The sequence below is a fragment of the Oligosphaera ethanolica genome (assembly GCF_030814695.1).
Taxonomy (GTDB): domain Bacteria; phylum Verrucomicrobiota; class Lentisphaeria; order Oligosphaerales; family Oligosphaeraceae; genus Oligosphaera; species Oligosphaera ethanolica.
This window is the reverse complement of the sequence record NZ_JAUSVL010000001.1, coordinates 917,581-937,145: the sequence shown is the minus strand read 5'-3', so window position 1 is coordinate 937,145 and position 19,565 is coordinate 917,581. Positions and strand designations below refer to the sequence as shown.

Here is a 19,565-nt window from a genome sequence, read left to right as displayed (position 1 = left end):
GAACATTGATCACTGATCATTGTTATTCCCTCCCAACTTTTTCTGCACCCGTTTCTCCAGCCTTTTTAAATCTTCCTCTGGCGTCGGCAGATATTCCGGCATGGTTCCGCCCAGTTCCTCGATTGTCTGGCGCACTTTTTTGCCGACCTCAAAATGGGTTGTATTGGCCTTGGTTTTCCCCTGAATGTTCTCGCGGCGAAGTTTTTCTTCGGCCTGCGTGGCACGGAAGAGATTGGCGGCCAGTTCGGTGCTGCCCATGTTGTCTAGAATCTGCTGGCTCTTTTTCAGCCCTTTGCGGGCATGAATGCCCTTAGCATCCAAGCCACCGTAAAGCCCTTTGTAGCCGTGGTTCTGGAAGATGGCGAAATCGAGATTGGACTCCACCCCCGCCTGCTGGGCCGCTTCCACGAGCTTTTTGTTGTGTTCCTTCATTTCATTGCGAAGGAACAGGCGTTTTTCATCCTCTTTCAGGCGTTGAAAGGTTTCGTCATCCGCCAATTCCTGCCGACGTGTCTGAATGGCAAAATAGGTTTGCCCATTGGCAATCACCGGCTTGGAAGGATCGCCGTTCTGGACAATCAGATAACAGGCATAGCGGGAGAGCGCATAGGACTCCATCTGGCGTTCTGCTCCAGAACCAATCGAAACCATCTCGTGCATCTCCACGAAATGGTTTTCGATGGGCTGACCACTGTTGGCACAAGCCTTCTTGGCCTTTTCTATGACCGGAAGGAAGTTTCGGTATTCGGCGTAATCCAATATCTTGCCCAGTTGCCTGGCCAGCCAAAATTCCGAACCATCGTTTCCCTGCTGTTTGATGTTCTCAAATGTCTGGTGGTGCCGTTTTTCAATATCTTTATCGCTCATTTATAAAACCTCCTACATAGGCCATTTTCCCGGCGTCAGTAAAATGGTTCGGCTGTATTCGTGCCTATTTGTGTTCATTCGTGGTTACCTCTGAATTTGCTGAAGTTTTTCAGCCATCTGTTTGCGGACTTCCACGAGTTCCTTTTCGAGCTTGTCAATTTCGGCCTGTACGGCATTGATGTCGATCTCTTCTTCCTCCTCAAAGGTATCCACGTAGCGGGGGATATTGAGATTGAAGTCGTTGTCTTTGATTTCGGTGAACTCGGCCACATGGGCGTACTTGCCGACATCGGCGCGGGTGGCGTAGGTCGCCATGATCTTGCCGATGTTGGTATCTGAGAGGGTGTTCATGTTTTTACCGGAGACATATTCGCGGCTGGCATCGACAAAGAAGACGTTTTTGCGTTCTTCGTTGGCGCCGCCTTTTTCGCGGGAGCGGTCGAAGACCAGGATTGCCACTGGGATGTTGGTGGTTGGGAAGAGGTTTCCCGGCAGGCCGATCACGGCATCGAGCAGGTTTTCCTCGAGCATTTTCTGGCGGATGCGTCCTTCGGCGGCGCCCCGGAAGAGCACGCCATGGGGCACTACCACGGCCACTCGGCCTTCTTTTTCCAGGGCGGTTTCCACCATGTGGCTGATGAAGGCCCAGTCGCCTTTGCTCTTGGGCGGGACGCCGCGCCAGAAGCGGTTGTACTGATCGCTTTCGGCATTTTCGGCCCCCCATTTATCCAGCGAGAACGGCGGATTGGCCACCACGCAGTTGAATTTCATGAGGCGGTCATTTTCCACCAGCAGCGGTCCGTTCAGGGTGTCGCACCATTCTACCCGGGCGCTGTCGAAGCTGTGCAGGAACATATTCATGCGGCAGAGCGCCCAGGTGCTGCCGTTGGACTCCTGGCCAAAGAGGGCAAAGTTGCGTTTCTCTTGAGCATTGGCTGTGTTGCGGGCCACTTCCTTGGCAGCCTGAATCAGCAGGCCGCCGGAGCCGCAGGCCGGGTCACAGATACTATCGCCCGGTTTTGGTCCTGCCAGCCTGGCCACCAGCTCGGTTACCTTCAGTGGGGTAAAGAACTCGCCGGCTTTCTTGCCCGAGTCTGAGGCAAAGCGCTCAATCAGATAGATATAGGTATTACCGATCACATCCTCGGATACGAGGCTGGGTTTCATACTGAGCTGGGGCTTGTTGAAATCCTCCAGCAGTTGTTTCAGACGGCGGTTGCGATCCTTGGTTTTGCCGAGGTTGGCTTCGCTGTTGAAGTCGATATTGCGGAAAACTCCTTCGAGTTTGCTTTTGTTGCTCTCTTCAATATGATCAAGCACGATGTTGATCAGCTCGCCGACGTTGGCGGCGGACCGGCGTTCATACAGGCTGTAATAGGTCGCGGGGAATTCATCCAGAACGGTCTCTTCGCCGGTTGTTTCATTCTTGGCGGTGAGTTTCACCACCGGGAGAACAAAACGTTCGCGATCGAGCTTGCGGCGGATGCGGACGTCGTCGTCGCCATACTGCTGCTGATATTCACCGTAGTGGTCCTGCCAGACATCGGAGATGTATTTTAAGAACAGCATGACGAGGATGTAGTCTTTGTACTGGGCCGGATCAACGACGCCGCGGAAGGTGTCACACGCCGCCCAGGCCGCGTTGTTGATGTCTTTCTGGTCAATCTTGTTCACTTCTGTTCTCCTGTTTGCTGTAGTTTTTTGATCGCTGAACTGTCCAACAAGGACGTCATCTGCTCTATGGCCATTTTATTTAACTCTGTTAGTCTCTGGCTTTGCGGCAGTCTTTGTTTTATCAGTTCAGCGTTCATGCTTTCCAGATTTGCTAGTACGATAAGTTGCTGGATAGTTGCCTCATCTCGTATATTGCCTTTCAGCTCAGGATTTTGCTCCTTCCATTCCCTGGCTGTCTTCCCAAACAAAGCCACATTGAGCATATCTGCCTCGCTGGCATAGGTCAAAGTCTGCTGTTGTTTGGAGACGAGTGAAGGAATCAGATTGTCTTTAATGGCATCGGTATGAATTCTGTAATTTATTTTGGAAATGATTCTATTCACATTCCATGCCAGAGCGATCCGACTGTTTTCATCTGCCTTGAGACGTTGATAATCTTTGATGATGTACAGCTTGAATTCGGCAGAAACCCAGGATGCAAACTCAAAGGCAATATCCTTATGGGCAAAAGTACCGCCACAGCGGCCCGATTTCGAAATCAAGCCAACGGCGTTTGTACCTGAAATCCATTTCTGTGGCGATAACGTAAAGGCATTTGAGCCAGCGTCATGCTTAAAGGAGTCGAATTCGACCCCTTTGAAATTTGGGTTGTTCAGTTGCTCCCATAATCCAAGAAATTCAATAGTGCTGCGATTCCGCAGCCAATTCTTGACTACATCCTTGGGTTCATCGGGGTTCTTATAGCGAGCAATATCGGTTAAAGAAAGGTAATCATTGTCGTCACCCTGCGAGAGAACCGTAATTTCGGTCCCATTGGCATGAATTGTTGCCTTCATTGGCGTCCCCCTATGGCCATTCTCATGAGTGTCGCATTCAGGTATTGTTTTCTGGCATCAGCCAGCTTCTGCAGCAGAGACTGTTCACGAGCTGACAGGACGGCCAGCTCGACGATGTTTTTCTGTGTTTCCAGGCTAGGCAGCGCCACCTCCAGATCTTCTATGGTCTCCTTGCTGATCATTTTCTGAACGGACCCTCTGGCCTGACTGGTCAAAAAAATCTGTGCATCCCGCTGGCTGATGTACCAGTTCAGATACTCGGGCAAAAGTTTGTTTTGCTTGGTCACCCTTATTCTTAGTAACGGGGCGGCGACTACCGCCTTACCCGGATCTTCGAGAAGAAGCGCCGACGTGGTTACCTGGCCGCGAGACCGGAAGACCAGATCGCCTCTCTGGGCGAGGTGGTGCGCTTTCACGGTATCCAAATCAATACTGACCAAATCATCACAGCCGACCGTGTTGTCGTCGAGAAGGTCCTTCATCTGGATAACCGACACACCGCCGCCTTCTGCCGCCTCAAGGCGGGAGCGGAATGAGTACCCCATCTGCACGGTTGCCAGTTCTTTTACTTTCATTCGCATGTAATCACCTCGGGAAGTGCTGTAATGTCGTTGCTGCATATTATAGGAATGTGAGCGATGCTTGTCAAGATCATTATGCAAAAATATCGTTTCTGTAGTAGTCGGTCAGTCGTTGATAGGGGAATCTTTTTCCTCACGCGAAGATGCGAAGGCGCGAATTTGTAGGGGCGGACCTATGTGTTCGCCCTTTTTTTATCCGCAGATTCCGCAGATTATCGCAGATTCTGGCGGCGGGGATTGCCCTTGTGCGGCAATTCACGCCGCCAGAGTAGCAGCGGCTTCCAGCCGCTGTTCGCATGGCCAGGCCAGCGAGAAAAATCAGCGATGGTGGTGGGAGGCGTTGCGGGCTGCGGTGTTTGTCGAGAAGCGGCTGGAAGCCGCTTCTACTTTGGCCGCTCGCATGGCATGGCGTGCGGGGATTTCTGTTTGAGGGGGTTGTTGAGAAGCGGCTGGAAGCCGCTTCTCTGGACTTTGGACAATCTTGCACGGACTCCTACGCAACGTCCGGTGCTGATTTTTTTCCCTCCGCCAGCTCGCTTTGCATTAAACGCACCAGATCGCGCAGGGATGGACGGGTGACCGGGTCGTTTCGCCACCGTTCTCGCGTTGGGAATGCCTCGTTTCGCTTGTCATCGTAGAGTCGTATGCTTGCCAGAAGCAAAGCGGCATAGCAAGCCGAGATGAAAGCGGGCACTTTAGCTACTGAATCTTTGTTCCACACCTGGGCTTTGCCAATGCCAAGTATTGCTTTCTGGTCTCGAAAGCTGACTTCGATCTCCCAGCGAAGCAAGTAAGCCCTTATAGCCTGTTCGATCGTGATCTTGTTTATGGCACCGGTTACGACCAGGAAGGCAGGCTGCCGATAGAGAGTGCGCCCATTCTTGGTCAGACGATAGGGAAAAGGCTTAATGACTATGAGATTACAGGGCTGATCGTGGGTCGCACCCGGCCACCTGACGTTTTGGACGCACTTGTAATGCACGGCAAGTTTACGTCCGTGCTTGAATACCTCCATGGTCCGCGTTTCGTAGTTGTCGCTGGCAAGAATATCCTTGGGTGAAGGCAGACGTTGGCCGTACTTGCGATTGCCTTTGCGTTGTTCGGGGCAAAGAGGCTCGACAAAGACCGTGTCCTTCCTCGCTCGCGCGACGATCACGGTGTTGTGAGGAGGATCAGTCAGGAAACAGCTGTTGGCAAAACTGCCGTCGGCGCTTTGGATAAGGACACGGTCGTAACCGCCAGGTATTGCGTCGATTGCCCCACGAAGGGAAAAAAGCTGCTGGCGACCGCGCACACTCATGTTGTGCTTTTTCTTCTCTTCCTTCAGTATCTGTTCCTCCTCCGGACTTGTCACTTTTCCAGCCTTGACCGGTGGTGCGTGTCTGAACGCCACGGGTACGGCTCGACTGGAGTTGGGATCAGAGCCGTGGCACATGATGGTCGTTTCCAGATAGCGCTGGCCAATGACCAGATTGACATGAAACGGGGGGCTGATAGGGTCCCGGGCGTAAGCAGTACCGGGGATTTTTTTGCCGGTCTTGCGCACGAGCGTATCGTCGATGGCGGAAATGATGGGGTCGTAGACTGGGCAGAGACTGACGGCCTCCTGGATAATGGGCCCGAATATGCCTTCACAGTCCCATTTACTCCGGGAGAAAAGTTTATAGAACGCGCTCCAGTGGAACACCATATCTAGAAAGTTAATGGCGCTGGTTATGGTTTTTGGATGACTGGCGCCCAAAAGGCCGATGCCTATCGTGACAAATCGCTTTCGTGACCGAACATCCTTGATGCCCACGCTCAGAGTCGCCAAAAAAGCACGCAACCACACAAGCAGCGATTTGTTTTCCATGGCTAATCGTCCTCCTCTTGGTCCAGCAGTGCAAATTCGTTGCGTCCTGTACGCCGGAACGTGTGTCCGTCGAGAACCTTCTTGGTCATCGCCGACACGATGGACTCGCGACGCAGCTTCACGCCATGGCGCTTCTGCACGCGGTCAAGGATCTCATTGATGTGAAGAGGCTCCCCCGCTTCTCGGAGTATATCGCTAACTAGTAACATGTTAGATCTTTTTCCGGCTGCCTTTCGGTTCGCTTCCAGGCGACCGTCCAAACCTTTGGCCGAGCGCAATGCCTTTAGTCCGGATTCAAGCATTGTTTCCAAGACATTACAGAGATCATTGCTGCTGATTTCTTTTGCCATACCCGTAGCCCTTCTTTGTTGTGACCAGACACGCCAGCATTCAAGCTACGGGTAGCATAATACGGAGTAGGTAGAATGCAAATTAATTTTTAGATTTATTTTTAAACAAAAAAAATTGTCCAAAGTCCAGAGAAGCGGCTGGAAGCCGCTTCTACTCTGGCCGCCATGCAAAGGGCGGACACATAGGTCCGCCCCTACGGTGTCTTCTTCGCGTCTTTGCGGCTTCGCGTGAGTAAAAAGATACCCCCTTCGCGTCTTCGCGTGAGGCAACTGCCCCACGGCAAGCCGTGGGGCCACGGAACTTTCACGCCTTCTTATTGGCGGCGGGGATTGCCGCGCGGCGGCAAGGCATGCCGCCATGCAAAGGGCGGACACATAGGTCTGCCCCGACGGTGTCTTCTTCGCGTCTTCGCGTGAGTAAAAAGATACCCCCTTCGCGTCTTCGCGTGAGGCAACTGCCCCACGGCAAGCCGTGGGGCCACGGAACTTTCACGCCTTCTTATCGGCGGCGTGGATTGCCGCGCGGCGGCAAGACAGGCCGCCATGCAAAGGGCGGACACATAGGTCCGCCCCGACGGTGTCTTCTTCGCGGCTTCGCGCCTTCGCGTGAGGGAAAAAAACGCCCCTTCGCGGCTTCGCGTGAGGAGGGGGCGTTCTGCGTATTTCAGAAAATCAGGCACACTCGCAATGGCTGAAGCATGACAAAAGCGCCGCGCTAATTGAAAAGAAGGTTTACAAAAAAGCGTACTTGTCAACTGATAGGCTTGTTATTCTGCGCTATGTGGGCATGTTATTGATGATTCACATCTAAAAGAAGCGTACTTTTCAACAGGTAACGGTGCCCTATGGAAGTCCCAAGAGATTTTTACCTTCAGCGGCTGATCCGAGCTCAGTGGGACGGACAAGTCAAAGTCATCACTGGCATTCGTCGTTGCGGGAAATCGTATCTACTGCGAACCTTGTTTCGGAAGTACCTCCTGGCGCAAGGAGTCAAAGACGAGCAGATCATCTCGCTCGAACTTGACCTGACAAGGCATGTTCGCTACCGCAATCCGCTTGAACTCGCTCAGTATGTCCGGGAGCAAGTTGAAGGCAAACCCGGGAAATTCTACCTCTTTATTGACGAGATTCAGATGTCCGAGCCCGTGAAAAATCCTTACCTGCCCGATGGCAAGGAAATCACATTTTACGATGCGCTCAACGATTTTCGAGAGATGGCGAATGTTGATGTCTATGTTACCGGCAGTAATTCCAAGATGCTGTCGAGTGACATCCTGACCGAGTTTCGCGGTCGCAGTAATGAAATCAGGGTTCATCCATTCTCTTTTTCGGAATTTTATGCAGCTGTCGGAGGGGACAAAAACGAGGCATTCGACCACTACTCGTTTTATGGTGGAATGCCGTTGGTTCTTTCCAAGCATGACGACGCAGCCAAGATGGAGTACCTCCAATCCCTGTTCAGCGAAGTATATCTCAAAGACATCAAGGAGCGAAGGAAAATTGAGTATGGGGATGAGCTGGGACAGGTGCTGGACCTGCTTTGTTCGTCAGTTGGTTCGCTGACAAATCCAAGCAAAATATCAGCGACTATCCGCTCCAGAAAAAATGTCACTATATCCGCCAACACGCTGAAAAGTTATATCGGCCATTTGGAGGACGCTTTCCTGTTTGCCGCCAGCAAGCGCTACGACGTCAAAGGCAAGTCCTATTTTGACTTTCCCATGAAATACTATTGCGAAGACGTCGGACTGCGTAACGCGCGAATTGGCTTCAGGCAGATGGAGATGACTCACATCATGGAGAACATCGTCCACAATGAACTGATCGCCAGGGGCTTTGCCGTCGATGTCGGCGTAGTGTATGCCAGGGAAAAGAACAAGAGTGGCAACTTGGTCAAAGTTGCGAAGGAGATCGACTTTGTCGCAGCCAAGGGCAACCGTCGGGTATACATACAATCGGCCTACGCCATGGCGACAGAAGAAAAAGCTGTTTCAGAATTGAGGCCGCTTTCGCTGACGGGTGATTCATTCCCGAAAATCATGGTCAGAAAAGACATCAGCAAGGCGTGGTATGATGACCACGGCATCCTGAATGTGGGCATCATTGAGTTTCTGCTAGACCCATCCGTGCTTGGCTGATTTCTCACGCGAAGGCGCTTCTTTTTTCTCACGCGTAGCCGCTATTTTTTCCTCATGCGAAGTCGCTTTTTTTTCCTCACGCGAAGGCGCTATTTTTTCCTCATGCGAAGGCGCTATTTTTTCCTCACGCGAAGGCGCGAAGGCGCGAAGAAGACAAAGGCAAGGAAGAATGGCGGCATGTCTTGCCGCTGCGCGGCAATTCACGCCGCCGGTAAGAAGTCGCGACGTAGGGGCGGACCTATGTGTCCGCCCGTGTTCTTATTTTCCTCACGCGAAGGCGCGAAGGCGCGAAGAAGACAAAGGCAAGGAAGAATGGCGGCATGTCTTGCCGCCGGTAAGAAGGCGCTATTGTTATCTCACGCGAAGGCGCGAAGGCGCGAATTTGTAGGGGCGGACCTGTGTGTCCGCCCTGTTTTTATCCGCAGATTCCGCAGATTACCGCAGATTCTGGCGGCCTGTCTTGCCGCTGCGCGGCAATTCACGCCGCCATTCTTTGTCTTCTTCGCGGCTTTGCGGCTTCGCGTGAGGAAAAACGAATCTGGTGGGCGGCCGGTCGTCCCTGCGGCGCGCGCGGGCAGAACGGTGTGTGGGTGTGGTGGTGAAAATTCTTATTGTGGGCTATTGAAATTGGCCTTGGGGTGTGTTACAATGTTGACTAAGTAAACATAAGTAAACATGCAAAGGAGTATGTGTTCATATGCAACCTGACACAGCTGATTACATGAAGATTCGGCGTTATGTGGTGAGTCTGATGTATCGATCGGGCGACAGTGCGTCGCGTTTGCCGACGGTACAGGAGTTGACGGAGCGTTTTCGGGTGAGTCGGCCGACGGTATGCAAGGCCTTGCGGGAGTTGCGTGAGCAGGGCATGATTTCGGCGAAGCGCGGCGTGGGGATGTTTGCGAATGTGGGCGTGCGGGTAGTGGAGGGCCGGCGTTTGCCGCGGGTGGGGCTGTTGGTGATGGACGGCATGGGGGTATTTTTGGAGCGCTACACGGGTGGGATCGTTGGCGAGCTGATCAAGCAGCTGGTGCGCGTGCCGGTGTTGGTGCAGCAGCTGAGTTTGGGCACAACGGATTTTGCTCTGGTGCAGCGCGACTTGCTCAGCGAGCAGCTGGATGCGCTGGTGTGGTTCGGTCTGCGCGACTGCAGTGAAGCGCGCGTGGAGGGCTTGCGGCAGGCCGGCTTGCCGCTGATCGCGGTGCAGCCGCGCGGCGATTTATCTGATGCGGTGCAGCTGGATTATCCGGGCTGGGGCTATCGTTGTGGGCAGCAGTTGTTGGTGGAGAAGCGGCACAACGTGGCATTTCTGCAGAATCGCTATCCGTGGAATCTGCCCTACGAGGGCGTTCGCCGGGCCTTTGCCGAGGCGGGCGTGAGATTGGCCGAGGACTTGTATTTCGAGCAGTCCGGCCAGGCTTTGGAGCAGATTGCGGAGCTGATACGCAGTGGTCGGCGCATCGACGCGATTGTCAATCCCCTGCTGAACAACAATGAATTGCCGGAGCTTTTGCGGGAGGTCGATCCCGACAGCGTGCGGTATTGCGCCATTGTCCAATGCGCGTTGTCGGCGACGAATCCCTATGGCTATCGGGAGATTTGTTATGACATCCCGCTAGAGACCATTGCTGCCAAGACCGTCGAGCTGGTTGAACGGAAGCTGGCTGGCGAGGCCGGCTGTGCCGATTGTGTGATGATTGAGTTGCCCATGGTGATTCGGTGAAAGTGAATGAGGAGGCGCGTGATGTTGGCTGCAGAAAAACGGACGAGAGGGCGGAATGAGGCGGTTTCGGAGCTTGCAGGAGGGAAGTCGCGGGGTGCCAATGTTGGCGGTGGCGGTGGTGTTGGTCGCGCGTGCCTGCGGCGGATGCTGCGCTTCACGTTGATTGAGCTGCTGGTGGTGATAGCGATCATCGCGATCTTGGCGGCGATGCTGTTGCCGGCTTTGGCGAAGGCGCGGGAGAAAGCGCGGGCGATCAGCTGCGTGTCGAACATGAAGCAGATTGGCACGGCGGCTGCGATGTATGAGGGTGAGAACACGGGCTATTACACCCAGAAGACGTACTCGACCGAAGCGCCGACGGCGACCAATGGCTGGAAGTACTGGGACTGGCAGTGGCGTTTGTCGTCCTATGTCGGCTGTAATCCGGACACGTCCAATACCCGCGACTGGCGCAAGAAGACCATCTTCTGGTGCCCGACCACGCCGGTGCCGGCGCCGCTGGTTTCTCAGTCCAACAAAGACAATTACCTGCGCACGGATGTCAACACCTACCGTTACTGCCTGAATATCGGTGGTGATAGTGTGAACATCACCAACAAACAGCGCCTGTCGGAGACCTGCTTTGTGATTGAGGGCTTCTTCCCGTCGGAGATCACCGACGCCTGGAACTACCAGTATTGGAACGGTAACATCCCGCACAATGGCGGCACCAACGTGTTGTATTATGATCTCCATGTGAGCTTTTTGAACTACAATCAGGTTCCTAAGAACACGACAGTATTCTGGGCACTCCAGAAATAAGTATGGGAGCCGTCGCCTGGCTGCGGCGTTCCGTCCGCGGCCGATTTTGGGTAATGTGCGAAATCTTGTGATCGAAAGGGATGCTTGACATGCGCCGTAGGAGCTTAACCATGCTTAACCCCAGGCCTGAGCCTGGGGAAAAATGCTCTCCGGCCAATCGTGCCCCGTAGGGGCGACCTAAATGACCATTGGCAAGGCGCAACATGGGATGCAGGAATAAGTTCCATTGCCCCTTTGGCCCCAGTCAGCTTCGCCGACTGGGGCCAAAGGGGCCGAGGAACACGAGTATAGTTACCGTTGTACCCAGGGCGGCGCACGCCTTTGGCGTCGCTTGCCCTGGGCTGGTATGTTTTGCGCTTTCAGCGCTTCTGCCGCTTCGCGGCAATAAATGCCGCGATCATAACAGGCTGTTTTGCTGAAGTTTAAGGTACTATGTAAATTGTTAAGTGAAGAGCATTGGTCCGATCAGTCTGATCAAGAAGGCCCCAAGGGCGGCGCAGCGGCAAGGCTGGGCGCGATGCAAAGGGCGGACACGTATGTCCGCCCCTACAAATTCGCGCCTTCGCGTCTTCGCGTGAGGAAAAATTATACTCGGGGCATCAAGAACACCACGGTGTTTTGGGCTTGTGGCAATAAGTTTGGTAGTGGTCGCTTTGCTGCGGTGTTCCGTCCGCAGCCGATTTTAGCAATTGGCGTGGCGTTGGCCGCCCGTGTGTGTCGCCGAATATGCACCCGTTCATCAAGAGGAAAAACCGTCGTGAAAATGTGTAGCCGCCTAGCGCTGATGTCCTGCCTGTTGCCGTTGTTGCTTGGTGCTGCCGAGCCCAGCTTGTACATGCCTTTGGATGGCTCAGCGGCGGTGCTGGGCGCTGGCGGCGCGGAGTTGCCGCCGGGGGTGGTGCATGGCCGTGGCGACTACCTGCCGGGCGTGAGTGGCCAGGGGCTGCAGGTGACTCGCCATGCCTACGACCAGGTGACGGCCTGTGAGTTCAGCAAACTGCCGGCGTTGGACCTCAATGCCGGCACCTTGTCCTTCTGGTTCAAGCCCAATTGGCAGGAGACGGACGAGGGGGGGCGGCGGATCATCAACCTCGACACCGGCCAGGGCTTTCGCCTGTACATGGTTAAGAGCGGCACGCGGCATATTGACACCAGCGTCTGCGCGCCCACGCAGATACAGATACTGAGCAAGAACATTTTCCGCAAAGACGAATGGGCGCAGGTGGCGCTGAGCTGGGATACCGGCAAGGGCCAGGTGCTGCTGTACGTCAACGGGCGCGAAGTCGGCAACAAGGCGTCGCCGGACCGCTTCCAGGCCATAGCCGACAAGCTGCAGCCGACACTCTGGCTGGGCGACAGCAGCTCCGACCGCTTCAACGCCGTGGTCGGCGACGGCGTCTACGACGAGATCAAAATTTTCACCCGCGTGTTGGGGCCGGAGGAGATCGCGGTGCTGGCCGCCGGTGGCGGTGACATCCAGCTGGAAGAGCGGCCAGTGACGGCGTTGCGGCAGACGACTGCGGGGCTTGAGTTTGTCTTGCAGCATCGCGAGCCGGGTTTTCCCGCGCCGACGACCATGCTGCGGATGGACAACGGCCGGCAGGAATTAACCGTGGTGTCCTTGGGCGCGTCCAACCACCTCGCGTTGTTCGTTAAAGGGGGCGACAAGACCCAGGCGATTGAAGCGAAATATGTGTTGAGCTGGGACCAGCCGCACCAGCTGCGGCTTGAGGTCGCCGACGGTCGGCTGGCGCTGCTGCTTGACGGTGCGTTGCAGGGCGACGTCGCTTTGGCGGAGCCCTTCGCGGCCATCACGGCGTTGAAGGCCACGCCGGGACTGAGCCTGTTGCCGGCAGATGCCTGGCCGGACGGTGCCACCGCCGGCAACCTCGCGGTCGGCGCCACCAGCGAGCTTGAGGCGTCGCTGTGGGATTTGGGCGACGCCGAGCAGCGCGTACGTGGCGTGCGCTGGGGCGTCTGCCTCAATGGCACCTGGCGGGTGCAGCCTGTCGAGCGCTACTCCTACGCGCCGCCGACGGCTCAGTGGGGCTACATGCGCGTGCCGGGCAGCTTCCGCTCGCCGTTGTACGACATCTGGCAGGACGACCATGGGCGCCTTGCCGGCATGGGGTGGCAGTGGCAGGGCAAGGACCTGATCACGTATCGCGCCGCGTGGTATCAGCGTGCGCTGAGCATCCCGGCGGATTTCCCGGCGGGCGGTCGCGTGTATCTGCATTTTACCAATCTCAATGGTGATTCCGGCCGGGTGTATGTCAATGGCCGGCTCATTCACGCCTTCCGCCAGGATTTCAAGACATTCACCACCGTGCCCAATGCCGTGCGGCTGGACCTGACCGACCTGCTGCGTGCTGATGCGGCCAACGATCTGACGCTGTTCATTGATCGCGACTATGTCGGCTTGTGGAATGGCGTGCCGAGCATTGGCGACCACGGCGAAATCGCGCTGGATGACGTCTGGCTGGAGCATGCGCCGTCGCCCCTGTCCATCAAGACCGCGCTGGCGCTGCCGTCCTTCCGGCGCCAGAACGTGACTCTGCGCGCGCGCATCCAGAACCTCGCCGGCCAGCAGGGCCCGGCGGTGCTGCAGTTCGACTTTGTGCGCGACGGCGCCACCACCAGTTTCAAGGCGGACGTCGTGCTCGACGGCAGCGCCGAGCAGCTGCTGAGCTTTACCGCGGCGTGGGCCAATCCCGTGCTGTGGAACGTCGAGTATCCTCGGGTCTATGACATGACGGCGACTTTGACGCCGGCCGGCGGCGTGGTGGCGGACAGCCTCGGACCGCAGACCTTCGGCTTCCGCGAATGCTGGGTTGAGGACGGCGAGATCCGCATCAATGGCCAGAAGGCGCGCTTGCGCATGTGGACCAGCCCGGGGCTAAGCCGCTTGCGCTATTACTACGGCCATCCCGAGGCCATTGACCAGCACGTCGCCCACATCCGCGAAATGAATTACGACAGTGTGCGTTTCGATCCCATCCGCAAGACCTCGCAGGTCGCCTGGACGGACTACCTCGAAGCCTGTAATCGCCAGGGGCTGTATAATCTCTTTCCCATGCCGCCTTACGAGGACGAAGACCTGGCGGTTTACAGCCGTGAGGTCGAACGCTATCTGGAGCGTTACGGCAATCACCCGACTATTATTATGTGGTACACCGACTTCAATACCTGCAGCTACCCATGGAATCAGGACCCGGCCAAGCTCAATGACACCGACTACGATCCGCTGAACAAGCGCCAGCCGCGTCGCCGCGCGCAGACCGCCGAGAAAGTCATGCGGGCGTTGGACGGCTCGCGCGAGCTCTTCCAGCATGCCGGCGGCAATTCCGGCAAGATTTTCACGTCGATGAACTACCAGTCCTTCGGTACGCCTTTGCAGGAGCAGGAGGACTGGCCGCGGCAGTGGTCCGAGAAGCACACCCAGCCGCTGATGGTGGTCGAGTCGGCCTTCCCGTATCCCATGCAGTTCTGGCATTTTGATGATCCGAAGTTCGGGTCGCTGGCGACGGAGCACGCCGCGCGCTACTTTGGCGACGCCGTGTACGAGCGTGAGACGCTGCCTATTCCCAACGCGCACAACTGGCAGGTCACGCCCTACGCCAACTGGGCGCCCAACATGCAGGCGCTCTACACCATGCTCTACAGCCACGTGCCCAAGGCCTGGCGGGCCTACGACATGTCCGCGCTCGGGGATTTCCCCGGTGGGCGCGACATGCACCACGTCGCCCGCACCTACGATGCGCACACCGTCGTCTATAAAATCGACGACGCGGTCAAGACGCCCGGCCTCAAGCCCGAGCGCAAGACCGGGTGGAGCGAAACCCAGCGGCATCTGCTGACCGACTACTCGCAGCCGGATTACCTTCACGACGTGGTGCGCGATGTCTTTGCGCCGCTGCTGGTCTTTCTCGGCGGTGAGCCGGACGACTTCAGCAACAAGGATCATGCGTACTACGCCGGCGAGACATTCCGCAAGAGCGCGGTGGTGGTCAACGACCACGTCGAGGCCAAAACGCTGAGCTTTCGCTGGGAGCTGCGCGTGGACGGCGAGGCGTCGCCGGCGTTGTCGGGCGAATTCACGGCGACCGTGCCCAGCGGCGGCATCGCCAAGCTGCCTATCGCGCTCACGGCGCCGGCGGTGTACAAGCGCACGACGGCCGAGTTGCGGCTGGTCGCGCTGCAGGACGGCGCGCTGCATAAAGAGGACCGCATGACCCTGCAGTTCTTCCCCACGCGCCGCCAGCCGGATTTCCGCGACGCAGTCGCCGGCGTCTACGACCCCGTGGGCAAGACTACGGCGATGCTTAGCAAGGCTGGATTTCCCTTCTCCAGTGTGTGTACGCCCGACGACGTGGAGGCATGCCGGCTGCTGATTATCGGCCAGGACGCGCTGTCGCAGACCAGCCCCGAGCTGCTCAAGCAGATCGAGGACGCCGGGCTCATCGACGATGGCCTGAAGGTGCTGATCTTCGAGCAGCAGCCCTGCAAGCTCGGCAATCTGGTTTTTGAGTCGCCGAGCTACCGCAATGCCTTCGTGCGGCGGGCGGACAGCCCGTATCTGGCGGGTCTGGCCGAGCCCGACTTCAGCAACTGGCGCGGTTGGTCCGACACGGTGCCGGCATTCGTGCTGTCGGCGGAGAACTCGCCGCATTATCCGCGCTCGAAATGGAAATGCGGCAACGGCGGCATTGTCAGCGGCCATGTCATCCGCAAGCCCAGCTACGGCAATTTCAGCACCATTGTCGACTCGGGCTTCAATCTGATGTTCGCGTCGCTGATGGAATTGCGCCGGGGCCACGGATTGATTTTGTTCTGCCAGCTGGACGTGACGTCGCGCTTCGGTGTTGACCCGGCCGCCACGCGCTTGGTGGACAACATGCTCAGCGAAATGGCCAAGCCCTTTGTGCCCATCGGCCCACAACGCGTGCAATACTTGGGCAATGAAGACGGCGAGAAGATTCTCCAGCGCATGGGCATGATCTACCGCCGGGGCAATCCGAATGCACTCTGGGAGCTCAACCACGATCAGGTGATTATCATTGGCAAAGACCCGGTGCCCGCAGAAAAAACCGAGGAACTGCGCAAATTGCTGGCGAGCACCAGTCGCGCCATTATCGCCCTGCCGGACGCGCCGCTGGAGATCCTGCCCGGTGGCATGCAGCGGGGCACGCATCAGCTGTTCAAGGCGCGCGTGCCAAAGAACGACCCGCTCTTTGCGGGCATTCCCGACGCCGATCTGTATTTCCGCGAGGCCCGCGAGCTGCCCGTGCTCGCGGCCGCTCCCGACTGGGTCGTGGCCACCGAGCCGAAGCTCTTTGCCAAGCTGGACCGGCCGACGTCGGCCATCGTCGTGCTCAATCTCGCCCCGGAGGGCATCGACGGGCTCTGGAACCAGGAGAAAGTCGCCCGGGTGTGGTCGGCGATTTTCAACAACATGAATATCGGTCTCGGCAAGGACCTGCAGCTCTTCACCGCCAGCCGCATGCGCCATAACACCATCGCCACCAGCTTTGGCGAACTCAGCCTCGAACAGTGCGGGCTGCGGCTGGACCCCCAAAACAACGGCAAGCACGACGACCCTGAGGGCTTTGCGCCGATCAAGCTCGGGCTGTCATGGGAAGCGCAGGGCGTCCAGCAGGTCAACCCCAATCATGTCTATCCCGAAAATACCCCGGCCGGCCTGAAGACGCCCTACGACGGCTTCGCGTGGTACCGCTGCGTGGTGAACATCCCGGCGTCGTGGGCGAAATACCAGCTGCGGCTGGTCGGCGGGCCCATCGACGACGCCGACTGGACCTACTGCAATGGCGTCAAAATTGGCGAAATGACGCTCGAAAGCAACCCCCGGAGCTACCAGACGAAGCGCGATTACGCTATTCCCGCCGACGCCGTGCGCTGCGGGCAAGACAACACGATCGTCATCCGCGTCTTTGACCGCTGGGGCGACGGCGGAGTCGTCGGGCCGCTCGCCATCGTCGCCGAAGACCCGGACAGCAACGACGCGTGGTCGCCCTATATCGACGCGCTCGACTTCTACGACGGCGACGCCTTCCATAACTGGTAAGGGCCTGTCCCCACGCGAAGGCTATTTATTCTCACGCGAAGGCGCGAAGGCGCGAAGGCGCAAATTTGTCGGGGCGACCGGCTGGTCGCCCCTTTGTTGGCGGCCTGTCTTGCCGCTGCGCGGCAATTCACGCCGCCGGCTTTAAGGCGCTATTTTTGCCTTACGCGAAGGCTATTTATTCTCACGCGAAGGCGCGAAGGCGCGAAGAAGACAAATGCAAATGCAAATGCAAATGCAAGGCAGAATGGCGGCTTGTCTTGCCGCTGCGCGGCAATTCACGCCGCCGGCTTTAAGGCGCTATTTTTGCCTTACGCGTCGTCGGGGGGGGCGTTCCGTGGCCCACGGCTTGCCGTGGGCATTTTGCTTCTCACGCGAAGGCGCGAATTTGTCGGGGCGGACCTGAGTGTCCGCCCTTTCATCAGTAGATAGTTCTGCTGATGACTTCGCGTTGCCATTCGGGTGAGAGGATGACGAAGCGGGCGGAGAAGCCGCACATGCGGACGATGAGGCTCTGATGGCGTTCGGGGTGTTTTTGTGCGTCGAGGAGGTCATCGCGGTTGAAGCAATTGAGTTGCAGGAGGTGCATGCCGCGTTGGGCGAAGGAGCGGAAGAGCGCTTCGATGATATCGGGCGACGCGTGTTGGCGGCCGATGACGAAATTGGTGTTGGAGGCGAAGAAGTGGCTGTGGTCAAGGCGGCTGATGGCGTTGATCATGGTGGTGAGGGTATCGGCGTGGAGGAAGGACGGGTTGAGGCCCTGGGCGAGGTAGTCGCCGTCGCGGCGGCCGTCGGGGAGGGCGCGGGTTTTTTCGCCCCAGAAGCGGAATTCGCGGTAAATCCAGCTGGCGAGCTGGTAGCTGCCGCCGCGGTTGTTCTTGAGTTTACTGACTTCGGCGAAGATACTGTCGAGGAAGAATCGGGCGAGGGCGGTGGTATCGGCGGAGTCATCGCCCCAGTGTGGTGCGTGGAGGGCCTGCTGGCGGAGCTCGTCGGCGTTCTGCCAGTTGCTGCGGACGGCGGCGAGGAATTGTGGCAGTGTGCAGGCGTGGTCATCGAAGCAGATTTTTTTGATGGCCAGCAGCGAATCGAGGAGATTGGCGAAGAAGGCCAGGGTGACCACGCGGAAGTTATAGCGGGCGCCGCCGGCGTAGATGTCCTTGAGGGTGTCGAGGCAGCCGTCTTGACAGGCCGAGAAGAAGGGCGCGGGGGCGATTTTGACGTAGAGCTTGCCGTATTCCGTGTAGTCGGCGAGCATTTTTTTCATGAGGCCGATGACATTGCCGTAGACGGTGTCGCGCAGTTGGGTGAAGGACTGGGCGTCGTCGATGGGCTGGAAGTGGAAGTCGATGGCTTGCTCCACCTCGGGGTCGTGGTAGATGGTGGCTTCGAGGACGCGGGCGAGGCTGAAGTAGTTTGCGGTATCGGTGTCGCCGGCGCTGTCGGCATAGCCATCCCAGCAGCCGGTGCAGACGAAGCGGCGCGCGTCGGCGAGGGACACGCCGCCGCGGGTGAGAGCGGGGATGAACGCGTCATCATTGAAGCCAGAGATGACGCCGCGACCGGCGTAGATGTCCTTGGCGATGAGCTGGAGGTACTCGGAACTGGATTTGGCCGAGTAGCGGCAGTGCAGTTTGGGGAAGACCAGATCGAGTTCGCGGTGGGCCTGGAGGCACATACGGGTGATGTCGTTGAAAATCTCGCGGCCCTGGCTGTCGCAGCCGCCGAGAGTGAGGGGAATTTCCATTTCGTGGTCATTGCCCTTGACGACGGGCGAGAAGCTGTTTTCGTGGCAGTCGGCGTGGATAAGGAATCGGCAGATGAGATCGTAGGCGTCCTCGCGGGTCAGGCGGCCGGCGGCGAGGTCTTGTTGGTAGAGCTCGTAGAGCATATCGTCGGGATGGCCGATGGAGAAGCAGGACAGACCGTCGAGTTCCGCGAAGACCTCGCGGCAGAACCAGAACATGTTCAGGCCCTCGTAGAACGTCGTCGGCGGCAGCCATGGTGAGCGGCGGGCGTGGGTGGCGATCATGGTCAGGAAGCGCCGTTGTTGTGGATCGTCGGTGCTGGCGAGGAGCTCTTCGGCGCGGCGCGCGAAGCGTTCGCAGATGACGGGGATGGCCTCGAAGCCGGCGATGGCGGCGGCGATGAAGTCGCGTTCGTCGTCGGTACGGGCCTTGCTGGCGGCGGCTTTGGCGTCTTCGTAGAGGCCCTTGAAGCCTTTTTGGAGCACGGCGGTGAAGGGCGGCAGGTGGTGAATGGAGTCCACGAAGAAACCGCAGCAGAGTGCGAAACGGTTGCGGTTCATGGCGCTGAGGCGTTGGCGGGCGTTTTCGGGTACTTCCAGTTTGATTTTGTCATTGTGTTCGGCGAGCCATCTGCCGATGCCGCCGGGGGCCCAGCCGCCGTTGATGCCGGTCTCGAAATAGAAAGGCGAATTCTTGAAGACCACCGGGTAGAAATGCTCCGCCGCGACGTGGTAGAGCTTTTTGCGCAGGACGGCGGCATTGGCGCCGGGGTGCTGGTCCGCGAAGTCGTTGAGGATGGCTGCCATGCGGTCGCGGTTGGCGATTTTTTCGGGATCGCGGCAGAGCTGGTGGCATTCTTCGGGGTGGAAAGCCCGGAGTTCTTGCCGGAGATTGTCGTAGTGCTGAGTCATGACAA

The 19,565-nt window shown here is 57.5% G+C and carries 11 protein-coding genes; 4 read left to right on the top strand and 7 right to left on the bottom strand.

Translation table 11 applies throughout. The features are described 5' to 3' along the window. Positions 1–9: 9 nt before the first annotated feature. From dinD to J3R75_RS03275, 6 genes are all read right to left on the bottom strand, one after another. The gene (dinD, locus tag J3R75_RS03300; protein WP_307259905.1) at positions 10–867 is read right to left on the bottom strand and encodes a DNA damage-inducible protein D; all 858 of its coding nucleotides are present in this window, start codon (positions 865–867) and stop codon (positions 10–12) included. An 84-nt stretch (positions 868–951) separates the two neighbouring features. Then, the gene (locus J3R75_RS03295; RefSeq protein ID WP_307259904.1) at positions 952–2,541 is read right to left on the bottom strand and encodes a type I restriction-modification system subunit M; all 1,590 of its coding nucleotides are present in this window, start codon (positions 2,539–2,541) and stop codon (positions 952–954) included. Beyond that, a complete protein-coding gene (locus J3R75_RS03290) occupies positions 2,538–3,377 on the bottom strand; it encodes a KilA-N domain-containing protein (protein WP_307259902.1) in 840 nt (279 codons plus the stop codon). The genes J3R75_RS03295 and J3R75_RS03290 overlap by 4 nt, the downstream gene beginning before the upstream one ends. Continuing rightward, positions 3,374–3,952, bottom strand: a complete 579-nt coding sequence (locus J3R75_RS03285) for a restriction endonuclease subunit S (RefSeq protein ID WP_307259901.1) — start codon at positions 3,950–3,952, stop codon at positions 3,374–3,376. The genes J3R75_RS03290 and J3R75_RS03285 overlap by 4 nt, the downstream gene beginning before the upstream one ends. 499 nt (positions 3,953–4,451) lie before the next feature. Then, positions 4,452–5,810, bottom strand: coding sequence for a transposase (locus tag J3R75_RS03280; RefSeq protein ID WP_307259069.1), 1,359 nt, complete (start codon positions 5,808–5,810; stop codon positions 4,452–4,454). Positions 5,811–5,812: 2 nt separating this feature from the next. After that, the gene (locus J3R75_RS03275) at positions 5,813–6,160 is read right to left on the bottom strand and encodes an HTH domain-containing protein (RefSeq protein ID WP_307259070.1); all 348 of its coding nucleotides are present in this window, start codon (positions 6,158–6,160) and stop codon (positions 5,813–5,815) included. A gap of 845 nt (positions 6,161–7,005) precedes the next feature. Here J3R75_RS03275 and J3R75_RS03270 point away from each other — a divergent pair. From J3R75_RS03270 to J3R75_RS03255, 4 genes are all read left to right on the top strand, one after another. Continuing rightward, positions 7,006–8,298, top strand: a complete 1,293-nt coding sequence (locus J3R75_RS03270; protein WP_307259900.1) for an ATP-binding protein — start codon at positions 7,006–7,008, stop codon at positions 8,296–8,298. Between the two features lie 697 nt (positions 8,299–8,995). Further along, a complete protein-coding gene (locus tag J3R75_RS03265) occupies positions 8,996–10,021 on the top strand; it encodes a GntR family transcriptional regulator (RefSeq protein WP_307259899.1) in 1,026 nt (341 codons plus the stop codon). Positions 10,022–10,042: 21 nt separating this feature from the next. Next, positions 10,043–10,822, top strand: coding sequence for a DUF1559 family PulG-like putative transporter (locus J3R75_RS03260; protein ID WP_307259898.1), 780 nt, complete (start codon positions 10,043–10,045; stop codon positions 10,820–10,822). A gap of 763 nt (positions 10,823–11,585) precedes the next feature. After that, positions 11,586–16,904: a LamG-like jellyroll fold domain-containing protein gene (locus tag J3R75_RS03255; protein ID WP_307265480.1), complete on the top strand. Its 5,319-nt coding sequence runs from the start codon at positions 11,586–11,588 to the stop codon at positions 16,902–16,904. A 418-nt stretch (positions 16,905–17,322) separates the two neighbouring features. Here the strand turns inward: J3R75_RS03255 and J3R75_RS03250 are convergent, their stop codons facing one another. Beyond that, entirely contained in the window at positions 17,323–19,560 is a 2,238-nt protein-coding gene (locus tag J3R75_RS03250; protein WP_307259897.1) for a pyruvate formate lyase family protein, read from the bottom strand. Positions 19,561–19,565: the final 5 nt, after the last annotated feature.

Excerpts from the sequence above, each read along its gene's own strand:
- J3R75_RS03255 (WP_307265480.1), top strand. The coding sequence starts at position 11,586 with ATGTGTAGCCGCCTAGCGCTGATGTCCTGCCTGTTGCCGTTGTTGCTT.
- J3R75_RS03280 (WP_307259069.1), bottom strand. The coding sequence starts at position 5,810 with ATGGAAAACAAATCGCTGCTTGTGTGGTTGCGTGCTTTTTTGGCGACT.
- J3R75_RS03260 (WP_307259898.1), top strand. The coding sequence starts at position 10,043 with ATGTTGGCTGCAGAAAAACGGACGAGAGGGCGGAATGAGGCGGTTTCG.
- J3R75_RS03285 (WP_307259901.1), bottom strand. The coding sequence starts at position 3,952 with ATGAAAGTAAAAGAACTGGCAACCGTGCAGATGGGGTACTCATTCCGC.
- J3R75_RS03250 (WP_307259897.1), bottom strand. The coding sequence starts at position 19,560 with ATGACTCAGCACTACGACAATCTCCGGCAAGAACTCCGGGCTTTCCAC.
- J3R75_RS03275 (WP_307259070.1), bottom strand. The coding sequence starts at position 6,160 with ATGGCAAAAGAAATCAGCAGCAATGATCTCTGTAATGTCTTGGAAACA.
- dinD (WP_307259905.1), bottom strand. The coding sequence starts at position 867 with ATGAGCGATAAAGATATTGAAAAACGGCACCACCAGACATTTGAGAAC.
- J3R75_RS03265 (WP_307259899.1), top strand. The coding sequence starts at position 8,996 with ATGCAACCTGACACAGCTGATTACATGAAGATTCGGCGTTATGTGGTG.
- J3R75_RS03290 (WP_307259902.1), bottom strand. The coding sequence starts at position 3,377 with ATGAAGGCAACAATTCATGCCAATGGGACCGAAATTACGGTTCTCTCG.
- J3R75_RS03270 (WP_307259900.1), top strand. The coding sequence starts at position 7,006 with ATGGAAGTCCCAAGAGATTTTTACCTTCAGCGGCTGATCCGAGCTCAG.